Origin of the sequence: Micromonospora sp. NPDC005710 (assembly GCF_040630995.1) — a bacterium.
Lineage (GTDB): Bacteria > Actinomycetota > Actinomycetes > Mycobacteriales > Micromonosporaceae > Micromonospora.
The window spans coordinates 46,259-62,853 of the sequence record NZ_JBEXYP010000009.1; the positions used below are offsets into that span (position 1 = coordinate 46,259).

At 71.0% G+C, this 16,595-nt stretch carries 19 protein-coding genes; 9 read left to right on the forward strand and 10 right to left on the reverse strand.

Annotation, left to right across the window (positions count from 1 at the left end):
* Window positions 1–5: 5 nt before the first annotated feature.
* Window positions 6–734: an SDR family oxidoreductase gene (locus tag ABZ406_RS14515; RefSeq protein WP_357760626.1), complete on the reverse strand. Its 729-nt coding sequence runs from the start codon at window positions 732–734 to the stop codon at window positions 6–8.
* 79 nt (window positions 735–813) lie between these two features.
* Between ABZ406_RS14515 and ABZ406_RS14520 the strand changes: the two genes are divergently transcribed.
* The 3 genes from ABZ406_RS14520 to ABZ406_RS14530 all read left to right on the forward strand — a co-directional run bounded on the left by ABZ406_RS14520 (window position 814) and on the right by ABZ406_RS14530 (window position 2,922).
* Window positions 814–1,647: a patatin-like phospholipase family protein gene (locus tag ABZ406_RS14520; protein ID WP_357760629.1), complete on the forward strand. Its 834-nt coding sequence runs from the start codon at window positions 814–816 to the stop codon at window positions 1,645–1,647.
* Window positions 1,648–1,692: 45 nt separating this feature from the next.
* Window positions 1,693–2,154: a peroxiredoxin gene (locus ABZ406_RS14525; protein WP_357760632.1), complete on the forward strand. Its 462-nt coding sequence runs from the start codon at window positions 1,693–1,695 to the stop codon at window positions 2,152–2,154.
* A gap of 84 nt (window positions 2,155–2,238) precedes the next feature.
* Window positions 2,239–2,922, forward strand: a complete 684-nt coding sequence (locus ABZ406_RS14530; protein ID WP_357760635.1) for a hypothetical protein — start codon at window positions 2,239–2,241, stop codon at window positions 2,920–2,922.
* A 95-nt stretch (window positions 2,923–3,017) separates the two neighbouring features.
* Here the strand turns inward: ABZ406_RS14530 and ABZ406_RS14535 are convergent, their stop codons facing one another.
* The 4 genes from ABZ406_RS14535 to ABZ406_RS14550 form a co-directional block, all read right to left on the reverse strand.
* Entirely contained in the window at window positions 3,018–3,548 is a 531-nt protein-coding gene (locus ABZ406_RS14535) for a VOC family protein (RefSeq protein ID WP_357760638.1), read from the reverse strand.
* A 100-nt stretch (window positions 3,549–3,648) separates the two neighbouring features.
* A complete protein-coding gene (locus ABZ406_RS14540) occupies window positions 3,649–4,485 on the reverse strand; it encodes an alpha/beta hydrolase (RefSeq protein WP_357760641.1) in 837 nt (278 codons plus the stop codon).
* A 39-nt stretch (window positions 4,486–4,524) separates the two neighbouring features.
* Window positions 4,525–4,710 carry a hypothetical protein gene (locus ABZ406_RS14545; protein WP_357760644.1) on the reverse strand — a complete coding sequence of 62 codons (186 nt, stop codon included), beginning with the start codon at window positions 4,708–4,710 and terminating at the stop codon, window positions 4,525–4,527.
* Between the two features lie 235 nt (window positions 4,711–4,945).
* Complete coding sequence (locus tag ABZ406_RS14550) at window positions 4,946–5,398, reverse strand: MarR family winged helix-turn-helix transcriptional regulator (RefSeq protein WP_357760647.1); 453 nt, start codon at window positions 5,396–5,398, stop codon at window positions 4,946–4,948.
* Window positions 5,399–5,706: 308 nt separating this feature from the next.
* On the opposite strand from ABZ406_RS14550, the gene ABZ406_RS14555 reads away from it, so the two are divergent.
* Window positions 5,707–5,943, forward strand: a complete 237-nt coding sequence (locus tag ABZ406_RS14555; RefSeq protein WP_357760650.1) for a hypothetical protein — start codon at window positions 5,707–5,709, stop codon at window positions 5,941–5,943.
* Between the two features lie 64 nt (window positions 5,944–6,007).
* Here ABZ406_RS14555 and ABZ406_RS14560 read toward each other — a convergent pair whose 3' ends face one another.
* From ABZ406_RS14560 to ABZ406_RS14570, 3 genes are all read right to left on the reverse strand, one after another.
* Window positions 6,008–7,195 carry a GNAT family N-acetyltransferase gene (locus ABZ406_RS14560; protein ID WP_357760653.1) on the reverse strand — a complete coding sequence of 396 codons (1,188 nt, stop codon included), beginning with the start codon at window positions 7,193–7,195 and terminating at the stop codon, window positions 6,008–6,010.
* 279 nt (window positions 7,196–7,474) lie between these two features.
* The gene (cydB, locus tag ABZ406_RS14565; protein ID WP_357760655.1) at window positions 7,475–8,473 is read right to left on the reverse strand and encodes a cytochrome d ubiquinol oxidase subunit II; all 999 of its coding nucleotides are present in this window, start codon (window positions 8,471–8,473) and stop codon (window positions 7,475–7,477) included.
* A gap of 15 nt (window positions 8,474–8,488) precedes the next feature.
* Window positions 8,489–9,901 carry a cytochrome ubiquinol oxidase subunit I gene (locus tag ABZ406_RS14570; RefSeq protein ID WP_357760658.1) on the reverse strand — a complete coding sequence of 471 codons (1,413 nt, stop codon included), beginning with the start codon at window positions 9,899–9,901 and terminating at the stop codon, window positions 8,489–8,491.
* A gap of 151 nt (window positions 9,902–10,052) precedes the next feature.
* Between ABZ406_RS14570 and ABZ406_RS14575 the strand changes: the two genes are divergently transcribed.
* The 5 genes from ABZ406_RS14575 (at window position 10,053) to ABZ406_RS14595 (ending at window position 14,842) form a co-directional block, all read left to right on the forward strand.
* Window positions 10,053–10,826 carry a lysophospholipid acyltransferase family protein gene (locus ABZ406_RS14575; RefSeq protein WP_357760660.1) on the forward strand — a complete coding sequence of 258 codons (774 nt, stop codon included), beginning with the start codon at window positions 10,053–10,055 and terminating at the stop codon, window positions 10,824–10,826.
* Window positions 10,827–10,880: 54 nt separating this feature from the next.
* Window positions 10,881–11,723: an SDR family NAD(P)-dependent oxidoreductase gene (locus ABZ406_RS14580; protein ID WP_357760662.1), complete on the forward strand. Its 843-nt coding sequence runs from the start codon at window positions 10,881–10,883 to the stop codon at window positions 11,721–11,723.
* A 163-nt stretch (window positions 11,724–11,886) separates the two neighbouring features.
* A complete protein-coding gene (locus ABZ406_RS14585; RefSeq protein WP_357760665.1) occupies window positions 11,887–12,654 on the forward strand; it encodes a glycerophosphodiester phosphodiesterase in 768 nt (255 codons plus the stop codon).
* Window positions 12,655–12,671: 17 nt separating this feature from the next.
* Window positions 12,672–14,069: an MFS transporter gene (locus ABZ406_RS14590; protein WP_357760669.1), complete on the forward strand. Its 1,398-nt coding sequence runs from the start codon at window positions 12,672–12,674 to the stop codon at window positions 14,067–14,069.
* Window positions 14,070–14,218: 149 nt separating this feature from the next.
* On the forward strand, window positions 14,219–14,842 hold the full coding sequence (locus tag ABZ406_RS14595) for a thymidine kinase (protein WP_357350837.1): 624 nt from the start codon (window positions 14,219–14,221) through the stop codon (window positions 14,840–14,842).
* Here the strand turns inward: ABZ406_RS14595 and ABZ406_RS14600 are convergent.
* Window positions 14,809–16,026 carry a low temperature requirement protein A gene (locus tag ABZ406_RS14600; RefSeq protein ID WP_357760672.1) on the reverse strand — a complete coding sequence of 406 codons (1,218 nt, stop codon included), beginning with the start codon at window positions 16,024–16,026 and terminating at the stop codon, window positions 14,809–14,811. The genes ABZ406_RS14595 and ABZ406_RS14600 overlap by 34 nt on opposite strands.
* Window positions 16,013–16,423: a hypothetical protein gene (locus tag ABZ406_RS14605; RefSeq protein WP_357761166.1), complete on the reverse strand. Its 411-nt coding sequence runs from the start codon at window positions 16,421–16,423 to the stop codon at window positions 16,013–16,015. Before ABZ406_RS14605 ends, ABZ406_RS14600 begins: the two co-directional genes overlap by 14 nt.
* Window positions 16,424–16,595: the final 172 nt, after the last annotated feature.

Sequence of the window (16,595 nt, forward strand, 5' to 3'; positions counted from 1 at the left end):
CCGGCTCACAGACCGCCGGAAACCCGCAACACGGTCCCGGTGGCGTACGAGGCGTCCGGGCCGAGCAGCCAGGCGATGGCGGCGGCGATCTCGTCGGGTTCACCGGCGCGGCCCAGCGGGATGCGACCGACCGCGGATTCGGCGCGGTCGGGCACCCCGGAGTCGGCGTGGATGTCGGTGCGCACGATGCCGGGGGCGACGGCGTTGACCCGGATGCCCTTCGGGGCGAGTTCCTTGGCCAGGCCGACGGTGAGGGTGTCGGTGGCGGCCTTCACGGCGGCGTAGTGCACGTACTCCCCCGGGCTGCCGAGGGTCGCCGCCGCCGACGACACGTTGACGATCGCCCCACCGTCGGTGAGCAGCCGGGCGGCCTGCTGGGCGCAGAGGACGTAGCCGACGAGGTTGACGTCGACGACCCGGCGCAGGTCCTCGACGCGCAGTTCGGTGAACGGCCCGATGAGACTGGTGACGCCGGCGTTGTTGACCAGGCCGGTGAGGGGGCCGAGCTGAGCTGCCGCGTCGAACAGGGCGCGCACCTGCTCGGGGTCGGTGGTGTCGGCGCGTACCGCGACGGCCTGTGCGCCGGCGGCCCGCAGGTCGGCCAGGACGGCGGTGGCGGCGGCCTCGTCGCGGCGGTAGCACAGGGCGACGTGGTGGCCGGCGGCGGCGAGCCGGCGGGCGGTGGCCGCGCCGATGCCCCGGCCGCCGCCGGTGATGACGGTGACGGGTGCCACGGTGCCTCCCAGAGTCTGCGAAAGGGTTGTGCCGACGCTACCGTGACCGGCGCGGGACGGTCGTCGAGAGGAGAGTCACATGCGGCGCGCGTTGGTGCTCGGCGGTGGCGGGGTGACGGGGGTGGCCTGGGAGTTGGGGCTGCTGGCCGGGTTGGTGCAGCGGGGCGTTGCGGTCACCGAGGCGGATCTGGTGGTGGGCACGTCGGCGGGTTCGGTGGTTGGCGCCCAGGTGTGCTCCGGGTTGCCCGTCGAGGGCCTCTACGCCGAGCAGGTGGCGCCGCCGACCGGTGAGCTGGCCGCGCGGTTGGGGTTCGCGGCGTTGGCGCGGCTGGTCTGGGCCGGTGGTCGGACCCGCGACGCGGTGCGCTCGCGGGCGCGGATCGGCGCGATGGCGGTGGCGGCGCGTACCCAGTCGGAGGCGTCGCGACGCGCGGTGATCGAGGCCCGTCTGCCGGTCCGGGAGTGGCCGCGGCGGCGGCTGCTGATCACGGCGGTGGACGCGTCGTCCGGGGAGTTCGTGGTGTTCGACAGCGACAGCGGGGTGTCCCTGGTGGACGCGGTGGGCGCGAGTTGCGCGGTGCCCGGGGTGTGGCCGCCGGTGACGATCGGCGCGCGCCGTTTCGTCGACGGTGGGATGCGCTCGACGGTGAACGCGGACCTGGCGGCGGGCGCGCGCAGGGTGCTGGTGCTCGCGCCGACGTCGGCGGCGTTCGGGCCGATGCCGCGGCTTTCGGCGCAGGTGGACGGGTTGCGGGCGGCCGGGTCGCAGGTGGTGGTGGTGACCCCGGACGCGGCGGCGCGCACAGCTATCGGCCGTAACGTGCTGGACCCGGCGCGGCGGGCGGGCGCGGCGCGGGCTGGGCGGGCCCAGGCCGACGTGGTGGCCGACGAGGTGACGACGCTCTGGGCGTGATCGCTTACGCTCACCGCGCGGTCGATCAGACGATGGAGGTGCGCGGTGGCGGGTGTGAGTGTCGGCGACGTGGTGCAGGATTTCGAGCTGCCGGATGAGACGGGCACGCCGCGGCGGCTGTCGGAGTTCCTGGCGGGCGGGCCGGTGGTGCTGTTCTTCTACCCGGCGGCGATGACCCGGGGGTGCACGGCGGAGAGCTGCCACTTCCGTGACCTGGCGGCCGAGTTCACGGCGCTGGGCGCGTCGCGGGTGGGCATCAGCCGCGACCCGGTGGCGAAGCAGGCCGAGTTCTCGAAACTGCACGGCTTCGACTATCCGCTGCTGTCGGACGCCGACGGGGCGGTGGCGCAACAGTTCGGGGTCAAGCGGCGGGTGCCGTTGGGGCCGTTGAGCATGAAGCGGATGACGTTCGTGATCGGCGTCGACCGGCGGGTCGTCGAAGTGATCCACAGCGAGGTCAGCATGAACGACCACGCCGACCGGGCACTGCGGGCGCTGGGGGGCTGACCGGGGTGTGAGCCCCGTGCGGCGGGTGTCGCAGCCGGCTGGTATCAAGACAGCAATCAAACAGGTGTACGGAAGAGGGTAGTGATGGATGCCGGCCAGGGTTTGTCCACTAGCGAGGTGCAGAGCATCCGGGAGGCGTTGGCGGCCGGGCGTAAACCGCGGGTGGTGTTCACCGCCGCGGCGGGCCAGATCGCCGGTCAGGTCGGTCAGGTGATCGAGCTGACCGACCCCGAGGTGTCCGACGAGTTCGTGGTGGTGCGTTTCGGTCGCGACGAGCTGCCGTTCTCCCCCGCCGACCTAGCCGTGGCGCCCAAGGGCGTCACCCGTCGGGTGGTCGAGCCGAAGCCGGAGCCCGAGCCCGAGCCACCCGCGGTGGCCGCGCCGGAGTTCGTGTTGGACACGCCGCGGGTGCCCGCGCAGCGACAGGAGGAGCCGAAGGTGGAGCAGACGGAGAAGCCGCCGGCGCGGCGGGCGGTCAAGGCCGTCAAGTCGAAGGGCCCCGCGGGTCTCACCGTCACCTTGGCGTACGCCGACGGCGAGTGGACCGTCGCGGCGCAGCAGGGCAGCAAGGCCCTGGCGAAGCCGTACGTGGTGAAGCCTGCGGAGGCGTTGAGGATGGTGGCCCTGGTCGACGTGCCGGGGGTGCAGGAGGCGGTGGAGCAGATCCTCGGCTCCGAGCGGGCCGAGGCGGAGCAGCAGGCCGAGAAGCTGCGCGCCGAGCTGGCCGAGATCGAGGTCCGGCTGGCGGAGTTGCGCGAGGCCCGCTGAGGGCGTGCTTCAGATGGTGGGCAGCTCGTCGAGCATGTCCAGCGGTATCGGCCTCCTTCGGCCGATACCGCTCGATGGCGGGGGTTGGCGCCTGCTCAGTCCTCGTCCTGCCATCTGCGCAGATCCGTCTGGTCGTGATAGGGCATGCGGTCCGGCGTGGTGATGAATTCCATCGTCGTGCCCCAGGGCATGCGGCAGTAGCAGACCTTGTTTCCAGGACCTTGCTCGGTGGTGTAGGGAATTGGGCGAGGCTCCGTCAGTGGGGTGCCACCGGCCCTTGTGAAGCGTGCCACCGATGCGTCGATGTCGTCGGTGTAGAGACCGAAGTGCGTGATGCCGAAGTCGCTCGGTCGGACCGGCTGGGCTTGTTCGGGGCCGTGCATTTCGAAGAGTTCAAAATCAGGTCCGTTTCCGATCTTGACCATCGCCTGCGCGCGCACCATCGTTCCAGGGAAAGCACCCACCGCCCGTTCGAATTCGGGTCCCTGCCGGGGCGGATCCTGCGGTCCGAAGGACTGATAGATCACCTGACCGCCGAAAGCCTCCACGAAGAACGATTTCGCGGCTTCGATGTCGGGCACCGTGATACCGATATGATTCACGCCGCGAATGACGGGTGCGGTCATGACAGTTTCCCTTCTTTTTCGATCGATCGGGATAGGTGCTGGCGCAACGCGCCCGCGGTGTCACGATCTTCCCGGCCCACGACGGCGCGGTCGCAGATTTTCACGTGGCCCTGAGGAGATCGATCAGAGCGGCCGCGACCTCATCCGGCCGTTCTTCCGGGACATAGTGGCTGCACCGCGCGATCGAGCCGCCCGTCACATTGCTGGCGAACTCCTTGAGCATCGGCACCATCTGCGCACCGAAGCGCTGATCCCCGCCGAGGCCCAGCACCGGTATCGTGAGCGGCTGCTTCTTGTACTCGAGCGCGGCCGCGTGGTCGGCGGTGAGGGTCCGATACCACTCCATGCCGCCGCGGGTGCGGCCCGGCAGCGCCATCGCTGTCGCGTAGATGTCGATGTCCGCCGGATCGAAGGTGCTGTGGTCGTAGAACCGCTCAGCCATGAAGGCTGAGATGTACTCGTACTCGCGGCCATGGATCAGGCGCTCTGGTAGATCCCGGTTCATGTGGAAGCTGAAGTGCCAGAGCTTCGCGATCGCCGCGTCCCATCCGGTCCAGCCGGGAAGCGGAACGTCGAGGACGGCCAGGTGGGTGACAGCGTCCCGGTAGATGGCGGCCTGCGGCAGGGCGACCATCCCGCCGATGTCATGTCCACACACGGCGTAGCGTTCATGCCCCAGGGCAACCATGACGTCGTGCGCGTCGCGCGCCATCGTCGCCTTGTCGTAGCCGTCCGGCGGGCAGTCGGAAAAGCCCGCGCCCCGCAGATCGATGGCCACCACGCTGAAATGCTCGGCCAGCAGCGGCATCACGCTGTGCCATCCCCACCATGTCTCCGGCCAGCCGTGGAACAGGAGGATCGGTGGGCCGGAGCCTCCCGTGACAGCGTTGATCCTGATGCCATTCGCCGGCACCAGTTGCTGGGTGAACCCCTCCACAGTTGCGATCATGATCGCTTCCCAGTCAGATGTTGACGGTCAACCTGAACTCACGGCCACCGCTGGGGGCTGGTCACAATTCGTGACGATCGTGATGTCGCGCCAGGCGTCGATATCGCTGCGGAAGGCAGCCAGCCTTCGCTCGGCGATCGAGCGCGACGATCGAGCCGAGGTGCGGTCAGGCGACGCAAAGCCGTCGCCGCCACGAACCGTCAGACCGGCCATGATCGGCCCGGTCCTTACGCGTCTGCGATGAAGCTACCGCGACCAGATCGGTTCCGAGCACGTAACTGGCGAAGTCCCGGGTGAGGGCGTGTGGGAAGGGCTCCTGCGGGCGGCATGACCTCGGTGATCCGGACCGGCGGGGTGGCGCGCCATCTTCGTGTCGTGGCTGCCCCTTGGATCTGACCCATGCCCAGTGGCGCGCGGTGCCGGGTGGCGGGTTGCCCGTGGGGGCGGGTCAGGGCCGGCTGTGGTGGTGCAGCAGTCGGGTGAGCAGGTGTGTCAACTGCTCGCGCTCGGTGGTGGACAGCGGGGTGAGCAGGTCGTCCTGGACGCGGTCGAGGGTCACGCCCATCCGGCGGGCCTCGTCGGCGCCGGCGCCGGTGGCGCTGATGACGTTGCGTCGGCGATCGGCCGGGTCGGGGGCACGCACCACGAGCCCTCGGCCGGCCAGGTCGTTGACGGCGGCCACCACGTCGCTGCGGTCGATGCCGCAGCGCCGGCCGAGATCGGCCTGACTCGCCGGGCCTTGCTCGGCCAGGGTGGCGAGCAGCCGGTAGTGGTAGCCGCGCAGGTCGTGCGCGGCGAAGCCCTCGCTGAGCAGGCGGGTGGCGTGGCTGGCGGTCTGGTTGAGCAGCCAGCTCGGGGTGGTGCTGAGCCCGGCCGGTGACTGCGGGGCCGCGTGATCCATGGGCGCAGCCTACCAGGAATCGTTGGCGCGACCCACGATCGGATGTTACGTTGGCTCAACCAACGTTGGCCGTGCCAACGTTTTGAAGGAGGTGTCATGTCCACCGTCCCCACCCTCAGCGGCCAGGTCATCGGCCAGGCCCACTACGCCACCCGGGCCCTGCTCGAACGAGCCACCGCTGCCCTCGGCGTCGAGTTCAACCAGATGCTCGCCCTCAACGTCCTCGCCAACGGCCCGACCGCACCGGCGCATCCCTCACCCAGCGGATCACCAGCACACTCAAGGTCGACGAGCAGGAGGTACAACGGGTGCTCGCCAGCCTCGTCGACGCGAACCTGGCCCAGATCGACCACGACACCGACACGCCACGGCTGCGGCTCACCGACGCCGGCCACGCCGTGCAGGCCCGCATCGTCGACGCCGTCGCGGACCTCAGCGTCCGCCTCTACGCGGACATCCCCGCCGACGACGCGAGCGCCGCCGCCCGGGCGCTCACAGCGGTCACCCGGCGCGCCAACGCCGAACTGGCAGCGACCCCGACCTGACCGCGCGCCCGACGGTGAGTCGGAGCGGGCGTGTCGGCAGCGGCCCGGTGCCGGGACCGGACGATCAGAAGTAGTCGAGCAGCTGCGCCGGGCCGCCGACCCCCAACAGGTCAAGGGCTGCCGGGTCGGCGTCACCGGCGCACTCCAGCAGGCCGGCCTGCGCCACCGACCGGGCCCGCGCCGCCCCGGCGTAGAGCAGCGCGAAACCGCGGACGTCCAACCGCAGTTCCGCCTCGCCGTCGGCGCGGGTCAGCTCGGCGGCGCCGTCGGCGACGGTCAACCGCCACGTGCCGGTGTTCCAACCGGCGAGCGGGTCGGTGAGGTGGAAGACCACGGCGCCCCGGGCGTGGGCGGGCCAACCCCGCGCGCTGACCGCCCGGACCACGTCCACCGGCCGGTGCATCCACACGTCCCGCTCGTGGTCGCGGGCCGACTCCAACGGCAGCTGGACGCTCACCGCGTCACCGTCGAGCGGGCACAGTCGCAGGGTCGGCGCGACGCTTGCCCAACTGCCGAGCACCCCGACGAGTTCCCGGGCCGCGTCGGCGCTGACGGCCAGCGCCTCGTCGACGGTGAGCACCGAGTCGGCCCCGTAGCCGAGGCCCCGCTGCCAGGTGGCGTACCCGACCAACTCACCGTCGGCCTCGACGAGGGTGACCCCGTCGCCGGGCAGACCGGGATCGCCGGCGTCGAACAGCTCACCCCGGCGGGTCAGCATGCCGTTGCGGTGCCTGGTGACCCGCTCGTAGAGGGCGGCGACGGCCGGCAGGTCGGCCGGCGTGCCGGCCCGGACGGTGAGGTGCGACGCGGGCCGGTGTCGGGGCAACGCGGCGGTGGCCAGATCGACGGTACGCAGCACCCCGGCGGACTCCCATCCGCAGGCCCGGTACGGGGCGGCGACGGTCGGGTAGAGCGCACTGATCGCCGCCCCCCGGTCGCGGGCCCCGGACAGCAGGGCGGTGAGCAGGGCGCGAGCCACACCCCGACCACGAGCCTCCGGTGCGACGGCCACCCCGGCCACGTCGGCGGCGGCCACCGCCCGCCCGGACCACCACTGGTCATGGTGCAGGTCGACAGCCTTGCCGACCAGGCGACCGGCGTCGTCGAACGCGCCGTAGCGGGTCAGGCCGGGCGCCGGGGCGGGCGCGGGTGGCGGGCGCTGCGGGTCGGAGCCGAACGCAAACCGGCCCAGCTCCCCGGCGGCGTCGAGGTCGTCGGTGGTGAGTTCGCGTACGTGCACGGTGGCGGGCATCGGCACACCGTAGCGGCAGGGCCTCCCGCAAACCGCAGATTTTCGACCAGCCCGCCGCCCTCCCCTACCCCGTCGATCATGGAGTTGTGGTGGGCGTCAAAACACCCGTCACCACACCAAAACCGGCACCACAACTCCATGATCGACTGAGTCGACCCGCGATCTTGCACTTACTGTCGCGGCATAAGGGATATTCGATGCATCTCGGCAACAGGAACCGCAAGATCGGCGGGGGCGGGGGTGGGGGTGGGGGTGGGGGTGGGGGTGGGGGTCTGTCGGTCAGTGTTGCGGGATGTTGGCCACGCCGATGCGCTTGCGGAACACCCAGTAGGTCCACCCCTGGTAGGCAAGCACCACCGGGGTGAAGATCACCGCCACCCAGGTCATGATCTTCAGGGTGTACGGGGTGGACGCGGCGTTGGTGGCAGTCAGCGTGCCGGCGGTGTCCAGGGTGGAGGGCAGCACGTTCGGGAACAGCGCCGCGAACACCGTCGCCACGGCCAGACCGATCGCCACTGCGGTGCCGGTGAACGCCCAGCCCTCCCGGCGTACCCGGGCGGCGGCCACCGCACCGAGCAGCGCGAGGGCCGCGCCGACGGCGAGCACCACGGCGGCCGCGCTGGAGCGGATGCTCAGCGTCCAGGTGAGGAACCCGACGGCGAGCACGGCGGTGCCCGCCCCCAGGCGCACCGCGAGCGCGCCCGCGCGCTCGCGGACGTCGCCTGTCGTCTTCAGGGCGAGGAACACCGCGCCGTGGGTGAGGAACAGCGCGAGGGTGGTCGCGCCACCCAGCAGGGCGTACGGGTTGAGCAGGTTCAGCAGACCGCCGACGTACTCGTGGTCGGCGTCCAGTGGCACACCGCGCAGGATGTTGGCGAAGACGACGCCCCAGAGGATCGCCGGCAGCAGCGAGCCGACCACGATCGCGGTGTCCCAGCGGCGCTTCCAGGACACCTCGGGGCGCTTGTGCCGGTATTCGAAGGCGACGCCCCGGGCGATCAGGGCCAGCAGGATCAGCAGCAGTGGCAGATAGAAACCGGAGAAGAGGGTGGCGTACCACTCGGGGAACGCGGCGAACATCGCGCCGCCGGCGGTGATCAGCCACACCTCGTTGCCGTCCCAGACCGGGCCGATGGTGTTGATCAGGACGCGGCGTTCCCGGTCGTCGCGGCCGAGCACGGGCAGCAGCATGCCGACGCCGAAGTCGAAGCCCTCCAGGATGAAGTACCCGGTGAACAGCACGGCGACGAGGAGAAACCAGATGGTGGTCAGTTCCACGATGGGCTCCGGGACTCAGTAGGCGAAGGCGAGCGGGCGCTCGGCGTCGTCGGTGTCGTCGGTGGGGGGTTGCTCGCTGACGTCCGGCACACCGGCCTTGGCGTAGCGCAGCAGCAGCTTGACCTCGATCACGGCGAGGGTGGCGTAGATCAGCGTGAAGGCGGTGAACGAGGTGAGCACCTCGGCAAGCGAGACGCTGCGGGACACCCCGTTGCGGGTGAGCATCTCGCCGAAGACGATCCACGGTTGGCGACCCATCTCGGTGAAGATCCAACCGAACGAGTTGGCCACCAGCGGCAGTACCGGCATGGCCAGCCCGGCGCGCAGCAGCCACTTGCTGCTCGGGGTGCGGCCCTTGCGCTGGCTCCAGAGCACCAGCAGCGCGATAGCGCCGGCCGCCATCCCGAAGGCGATCATGAAGCGGAAGCTCCAGTAGGTGACCGGGATGATCGGGGTGTAGCTGCCCGCGCCGTACTGGGTGGCGTACTGGGCCTGGAGGTCGTTGATGCCGTGCACGGTGCCGTGCGGGTCGCCGGTGCCCAGATACGACAGCAGGTACGGGATCTTGAGGGCGAACACCTCGCGGCTGCCGTCGAGGCTGCCGATGGTGAGCACGGAGAACGAGGCGGGACTCTCGGTGGTGTAGAGGCCCTCGGCGGCGGCCATCTTCATCGGCTGCACGTCCGTCATGATCTTGCCCTGGATGTCGCCGGTGAACAGCACGGCGGCGGAGGCGACCAGGACCACCCACGAGCCGAACTTCGTGGCGAAGCGGTACGCGCCGGTGTCGGCGGAGTCGCGGTTGCGGATGACGTGCCAGAGGCCGACCGCGACGATCAGCGAGCCGGCGACCAGGAACGAACCGGCCAGGGTGTGCGGGAAGGTGATCAGGGCGACCTTGTTGGTCAGCACGGCCGGAAAGTCGGTCAACTCGGCGCGTCCGCTGTCGGGGTTGATCCGGTAGCCGACCGGGTTCTGCATGAACGAGTTCGCGGCGAGGATGAAGTACGCGCTGAGGTTGGTGCCGATGGCGGCGGCCCAGATGCTGGCCAGGTGCGCCCGCTTGGGCAGCCGGTCCCAGCCGAAGATCCACAGGCCGATGAACGTGGATTCGAGGAAGAACGCGACGAGCGCCTCGATGGCCAGGGGCGCGCCGAAGATGTCGCCGACGAAGCGGGAGTAGTCGCTCCAGTTCATGCCGAACTGGAACTCCTGCACGATGCCGGTGACCACGCCCATGGCGAAGTTGATCAGGAACAGCTTGCCGTAGAACTTGGTCAGCTTGAGGTAGCGCTCGTTGCCGGTCCGGTGCCACATCGTCTGCAGGATGGCCACCAACACGGAGAGCCCGATGGTCAACGGCACGAAGAGGAAGTGGTAGACGGTGGTGACACCGAACTGCCAGCGGGCAACGTCCAACGCGTCCACCTGAAACCCCCAACCATTCGTACTACGAGACGTAGTAAATACTACTGCTCGTCGTAGATGGTGGGGTGTCCCGCACCCGCCCGGCACCAATGACCCTGATCACCCGACCCGCCCTCGCGACCCCGCCGACGCGTGCGACGATGGCGCGCTGATGAACACCGCACACACCACCTGGCAGCCGCCGCTGATCTGGCGTGCAGCCCTGCTGCTGGCCCGTGGCCTGGTCGGCCTGCTCGCCCGCCTCGAGGTCACCGGTGACGTACCGGCGCACCTGCGACGCGGCCCACTGGTGCTGACCGCCAACCACATCAGCCCGTTCGACCCGGTGGTGATGGCCGCCGCCTGCCAGACCCGCGGCATCGCCCCACGGATCATGGCGACCGCCGGGCTGTTCCGCGTCCCGGTGTTCGGCGCCGCCATGCGCCACGCCGGGCACATCCGGGTCGACCGGGGCACCAGCGCCGTCCACCAGGCCCTCGACGACGCCGCCACCGCCGTCGCCCGCGGCTCGGTGATCCTCATCTACCCCGAGGGGCGCATCGGCCTGGACCCCGGCCTGTGGCCCGAACGCGGCAAGACCGGTGCCGCCCGGCTCGCCCTGGCCTGCGGCGCCCCCGTCGTCCCGGTCGCCCAGTGGGGCTCGCACGAGGTGCTGCCCTACCAGGCGCCCCGCGGAATGCTGCGTGGCATCGCCCGCTCGCTGCGGCGACGACCGGTGATCCGCGTGCACTTCGGCACCCCCGTCGACCTGGGCGAGACGGCGGCGGCCAACCCCGGCGCGGCTCGCCGCGCCACCGACCGCATCATCGACGCGCTCACCGACACCCTCGCCCCGCTGCGCCCCGACGAGCCGGACCTGCCCCGCCATGTCGACCCGGGCCGCCCCGTCGACCTCACCCGGGCGCACCGCCGCCGTTCGTCCTGAAGACGGCGCCGAGATCGGTCAGCCTGAGCAGTAACCGCCACGAAAGAGGAGATCATGAGCGAGCAGACGGTACTGATCACCGGCACGTCCACCGGCATCGGCCTGGAGATCGCGCTGGGCTGCGCGCGGGCCGGCTGGCGGACCGTCGCCACCATGCGCGACGTCGCCCGCGCCGACCGCCTGCGCGAGGCGGCCGACGCCGCCGCGGTCGCCGACCTGATCGACGTACGCCCACTCGACGTCACCGACCCGGCCTCGGTCAACGGCTGCGTCGACGAGGTGATCGGCGCGTACGGCCGGCTCGACGCCGTGGTCAACAACGCTGGCGCCGGTCACGTCGGCACCCTGGAACTGGAGGCCGTCGAGGACGTGCGCGCGGTCATGGAGGTCAACTTCTTCGGCGTACTGCACGTCAGCCGCGCCGCCCTGCCCCACCTGCGGGCCAGCCGGGGCCGACTGGTCACCGTGTCCAGCGTCGGCGGGGTCGTGGGGCAGCCGTTCAACGAGGCGTACTGCGCGGCGAAGTTCGCCGTCGAGGGATACATGGAGTCCCTCGCCCCGCTCGCGGCGACCACCGGCGTACGGGTCACCGTCGTCGAACCGGGTGCGGTGGCCAGCGAGTTCGTCGCCAACGTCGGCATCGACGCCGACGCCGCGATCGCCGCCGCCGGGGTGTACGGGCCGGCACTGCGCGCGTATCTGGCCCGTACCGGGCAGGCGTTCGCCGCCGCGCAGTCCCCCGCCGACGCCGCAGCGGCGGTGCTCGACGTGCTGACCGACCCGACGCCGCCGGTGCGGGCACAGACCTCCGACGGGGCCCGGCAGTTCGTCGGAGTCAAGCTCGCCGACCTCGACGGGGCCGCGGTGGCCCGGCTGACCGGCGGCTGGCTGGCCTGACGCCGAGCGCGAGCAGCGGCGGCCGCCGGACAGCCGGCCCGGTGACAGTGCTGCGGAGTTGGTGGTGGGGGCACCCGGTGCCGCCACGATCGCCCACCACGAACTAGGTGATCTTCGCCGGCAGGCCACCCGCGCTCCACCGACGGCAGGCATACTGCGTCGCGTGCTGACCCGACCCGGCTACCTCGACGCGCCCGCGCCGCTGGCGTTCGCCCACCGGGGCGGGGCGGCCGAGGGCGACGAGAACACCACCGAGGCGTTCGCCCGGGCCGTCGGGCTGGGTTACCGGTACGTGGAGACCGACGTGCACGCCACCGCCGACGGCGTGGCGGTGATCTTCCACGATCCGACGCTGCGCCGGGTCACCGGTGAGGCGGGGCGCATCGCCGAGATGAGCTGGGCCGACCTCGCCTCGGTACGCGTCGGCGGTGCTGCTGTCGTACCCCGGCTCGACGAGGTGTTGGGGGCGTGGCCGCAGGTCCGCTTCAACATCGACGTGAAGGCCGACGGCGGTGTCGAGCCGACGGTCGCGACAGTGACCAGGGCCGGTGCCGGTGACCGGGTGCTGCTCGCCTCGTTCAGCGACGCCCGGCTGACCCGCATGCGGGCGCTCACCGAGGGACGGGTCGCCACCAGTTTGGGCATGCGCGGCGTGGCCCGGCTGCGGCTCGCCTCCCTGCACGGACGGCCGCTGCGGCTGCCACCGTCGGTGGTCGCCGCGCAGGTGCCGCCCCGCTACGGGCGGGTGCCGGTGGTGGACCGGCGGTTCCTGGACTACTGCCACCGACTGGGCTTGCAGGTGCACGTCTGGACGATCGACGAACCAGCCCAGATGCACGAGTTACTGGATCGTGGTGTGGATGGCATCATGACCGATCACGTCGGCGTGCTGCGCGACGTCTACCGCAGCCGCGGCCACTGGGCCGCCTGAGGACCGAAGGACCCCCGATGGCCGAGACCGTGACCCCCACGGTGGACGACACCCCGCCTCCGGCGAGCACCCGCCGAGAGCGGCGCGGCTGGTACATCTACGACTGGGCGAACTCCGCGTTCCAGACCACCGTCATCACGGTGTTCCTGGGGCCGTTCATCACCACCGTCGCCGAGTTGGCCGCCGGGTGCGAGTTGGGCGCGGACACCTGCGACGGGTACGTGCACCCGCTGGGCATCCGGGTGGCGGCCGGGTCCTACTACCCGTACCTGATCTCGCTGTCGGTGTTCCTCACCGTGTTCGTGCTGCCGGTGATCGGGGCGATCGCCGACCGGTCGGCGCACAAGAAGCGGCTGCTCGGCGGCGCCGCGTTCACCGGTGCCGGCGCGACCATCGCGATGATCTTCGTCACCGGTGACCGTTACCTGCTCGGCGGGGCGCTCTTCCTGGTCGCCAACATCTCCTTCGGCGCGGCCGTCGTGGTCTACAACTCGTTCCTGCCGCAGCTCGGCGGCCCTGACGAACGCGACGGCATCTCCAGCCGCGGCTGGGCGCTGGGCTACCTGGGTGGCGGCCTGTTGCTGGCGTTCAACCTGGTCGCTGTCACAGTGTTCAGCGAGGACGACAACCCGCAGCGCACCTTGGATCTGGCCCGCTGGTCGATCGTCTCGGCCGGGGTGTGGTGGGCGGTGTTCACCCTGGTGCCGCTGCGTTGGCTGCGGGAACGCCCTCCCAGCGCGGCGGCGGTGTCGGGCCGGCGGGGCAACGTGCTCATCGACGGGTTCCGGCAGTTGGGCCGCACCCTGCGCGAGATCAAGGCGTACCCGTTGACGCTGTTCTTCCTGTTGGCGTTCCTGGTCTACAACGACGGCATCCAGACCGTCATCACCCTGGCGAGTCAGTACGGGACCGAGGAACTGCGCCTGGAGCAGAGCACCCTGATCATCACCATCCTGCTGGTGCAGTTCCTCGCGTTCGGGGGCGCGCTGAGCCTCGGCGCGTTGGCCCGGCACATCGGCGCGTGGAAGACAGTGCTGCTCAGCCTGGTGCTCTGGACCGGTGTGATCATCGGCGCGTTCCGGTTGCCGGCGGAGGCGCCGGTGCCGTTCATGGTCCTCGGCGCGGCCATCGGCCTGGTCCTCGGCGGCAGCCAGGCGCTGAGCCGGTCGCTGTTCAGCCAGCTCATCCCGGCCGGCAAAGAGGGCGAGTACTACGGCTTCTACGAGATCAGCGACAAGGGCACCAGCTGGCTGGGCCCGCTCGCCTTCGGCCTGGTGTTCCAACTCACCGCCTCGTACCGGGTGGGCCTGGTCTCACTGCTGATCTTCTTCGTGGTCGGGTTCCTGCTCCTGGCCGCCGTACCGATCCGCCGTGCCATCGTCGCGGCGGGCAACACGCCACCGCGGGTGCTCTGAGCACGCATCCCGCACCCGACAGATCAGCCGCGACCGATCGGCTAGGCTGCCCGACCGTGACTGACGACGCCACCACCGCCCCGACCTGCCTCGCCCACCCGTTCGCCGGCCAGCCGCACGCTCCGGCCGGGTGCGCGGCGGCGCGCGGGCTGGACGGGCGTCCGGTGCACGCGGCGGCGTTGAAGTTCTTCTGGGGGCCGATGGACTGCGGCAAGTCCACGATGGCGTTGCAGATGAACTACAACCACGCCCGGCAGGGGCGGCGCGGGCTGGTCACCACCCGCATCGACCGTTCGCTGGGTCCGCAGGTCACCACCCGCATCGGCCTGGCCCACGAGGCCATCGAGGTCACCGACGACCTGGACCTGCGGGCCCTGGTGCGCGGCCGGTGGGCCGACGGGGTACGCGTCGACTACCTGATCTGCGACGAGGCGTGCTTCTACACCGTCGAGCACGTCGAGCAGATGGCCGAGCTGGTCGACAGCTACGACGTCGACGTGTTCGCGTTCGGCCTGGCCACCGACTTCCGGTCGCGGATGTTCCCCGCCGCGCAACGCCTGTTCGAGCTGGCCGACGAGGTGGCCCGCATCCAGGTCGAGGTGCTCTGCTGGTGTGGCCGCGAAGGGCTGCTCAACGCCCGGGTCGTCGACGGGCGGGTCGTCCGGGAGGGCGCTCAGGTCGTCATCGGTGACACTGTCGACACCGCCGAGGTGCGCTACCAGGTGCTGTGCCGCCGGCACTACCGCAGCGGCGACCTCGGCCCCCGCGACTGAGCCGCCAGTGACCGGTGCCGGTCGCTCAGGATCACGGCGACAGTCACCGCCAACGCCGCTGCGGCGCACACCGCGACGGGCACCTCCAGCCACACACCGGCCGGCATCAACGCCAACAGGACCACCACCGCCGTGACCCGGCTGGTCGGCAGTGTCCGCCACAGCAGCGCCTTGTAGGCGGCGTGCCCGGCCAGGAACAACGCGGGACCACCGAGGGTGAGCAGCACGTCGACGGTGGTGGCCGGCGCGCCCGGCTCCCGCAGCAACCGTTCGTCGGCCGCCGACGCGACGACGACCCCGGCGACGATCACCGGGTGCAGGAAGTTGAACGCGACTCGGCTCAACGCGCCGGTGCGTTCTCCGGCCTGGGCGATGACCTCCGTGGCGGCCGGGGCCGAGCGGGCGAAGTACACCCACCACAGCGCCACCGAACCGCCGAACGCCAGCAGGAACGCCCCGGACGTCACCAGGTCCACGTGCGACGTGAGGGTGCTGCCGGTGACCAGGATCGACTCCCCCAACGCGATCAGGACGAACGCCGCGCACCGCTCGGCCAGGTGCCCGCCCTCCACCATCCACCGCTCGGGTCGGCTGCGTCCGCGCCTCGGCAGCGGATAGCCGGTCGAGAGGCCGACCACCTCGATCACGATCACCGCCGCCCACACCGTGTCCCGGGCGGCCCCGCCGACCAGACCACCGAGGACCACGAGGACCGACGTCCCGGTGATCCACGGCAGCGACTGCTGAAAACCGGCCACCAGCCACGGGCTGCCCTGCACCGCCCACAACGAGAACAGGGTGCGGCCCACCTGCACGATCACGTAGACGAGCGCGAAGAGCAGACCGGTCGAGCCGAACGCCTGCGGGATCGCCGCCGACAACAACAGGCTGCCCAGCCCCACCCCGATCAACATCGTCCGCACCGGCCCCTGGTCCGGTCGCAACCAGTTGGTCAGCCAGGTGGTGTAGACCCAGACGAACCACACCAGCGCCAGCAACAGGCCGGTACGCCCGGCGCCCCGCCAGTCCGGGTGCGCGATCAGGTAGTGCGACAACTGGGTGATGGTGAAGATGAAGACCAGGTCGAAGAACAGTTCCGTCGAGGTGGTCGGCTGCACCCCCTCGCGGGGTCGCAGCAACTGCGGGCGTACCGGGGTGGCTTCCGGGGGTTCAGAAGGGGTCACCGCACACCCGCCAGTTGCCGTCCTCGCGGACCACCGGCAGGCGACGTTCCTCGCTGAGCCCGCCGTCACGGGTCACCTTCACTGTCACAGTGCCCTGCGGTCGTCCGCTGCGGGTGGCGACCGACACGTCGGTGATCTCGTAGTCGGTGACCATCGGCGGTGTCCGCACCCAACTGGTGAAACCGATCGCGCTCCACCGGCTGCGCGCGTCCTGGCAGAGCCGTTCGTACGCCCCGTCGCTGTCACCCAGGGCCACCTCGCTGAGGAAACCGTCGGCGGTCTCCCGGATCGGGCCGGCGGCCTGCCGCACGGTCTGCAGGTTCCAGGCGCCCAGCCCGGCCACCCCCACGCAGCACAGCGCCACGCCGAACCCGGCGAACGCCAACCCGGTGCGCATCGGGCGGTGACGCCGGGCCGGTCGGCTCCACGACTGGCCCGCACCCACGACTACCGACCGTAGAGAACCCCCTCACGCCGACGGGCGACAAGCCGGAAACTGGGTGCGCCGGACGGGCGGGTGTGCCCTGTTCCCGGCGGCCCCGCATCGTCTAACGTCGGCGCAGACCCCC

Bases quoted from the DNA above. Each gene is read 5' to 3' on its own strand.
- ABZ406_RS14520 (WP_357760629.1), top strand. From the start codon at position 814: ATGCGGCGCGCGTTGGTGCTCGGCGGTGGCGGGGTGACGGGGGTGGCC.
- ABZ406_RS14530 (WP_357760635.1), top strand. From the start codon at position 2,239: ATGGATGCCGGCCAGGGTTTGTCCACTAGCGAGGTGCAGAGCATCCGG.
- ABZ406_RS14535 (WP_357760638.1), bottom strand. From the start codon at position 3,548: ATGACCGCACCCGTCATTCGCGGCGTGAATCATATCGGTATCACGGTG.
- ABZ406_RS14545 (WP_357760644.1), bottom strand. From the start codon at position 4,710: ATGGCCGGTCTGACGGTTCGTGGCGGCGACGGCTTTGCGTCGCCTGAC.
- ABZ406_RS14550 (WP_357760647.1), bottom strand. From the start codon at position 5,398: ATGGATCACGCGGCCCCGCAGTCACCGGCCGGGCTCAGCACCACCCCG.
- ABZ406_RS14560 (WP_357760653.1), bottom strand. From the start codon at position 7,195: ATGCCCGCCACCGTGCACGTACGCGAACTCACCACCGACGACCTCGAC.
- ABZ406_RS14575 (WP_357760660.1), top strand. From the start codon at position 10,053: ATGAACACCGCACACACCACCTGGCAGCCGCCGCTGATCTGGCGTGCA.
- ABZ406_RS14580 (WP_357760662.1), top strand. From the start codon at position 10,881: ATGAGCGAGCAGACGGTACTGATCACCGGCACGTCCACCGGCATCGGC.
- ABZ406_RS14590 (WP_357760669.1), top strand. From the start codon at position 12,672: ATGGCCGAGACCGTGACCCCCACGGTGGACGACACCCCGCCTCCGGCG.
- ABZ406_RS14605 (WP_357761166.1), bottom strand. From the start codon at position 16,423: ATGCGCACCGGGTTGGCGTTCGCCGGGTTCGGCGTGGCGCTGTGCTGC.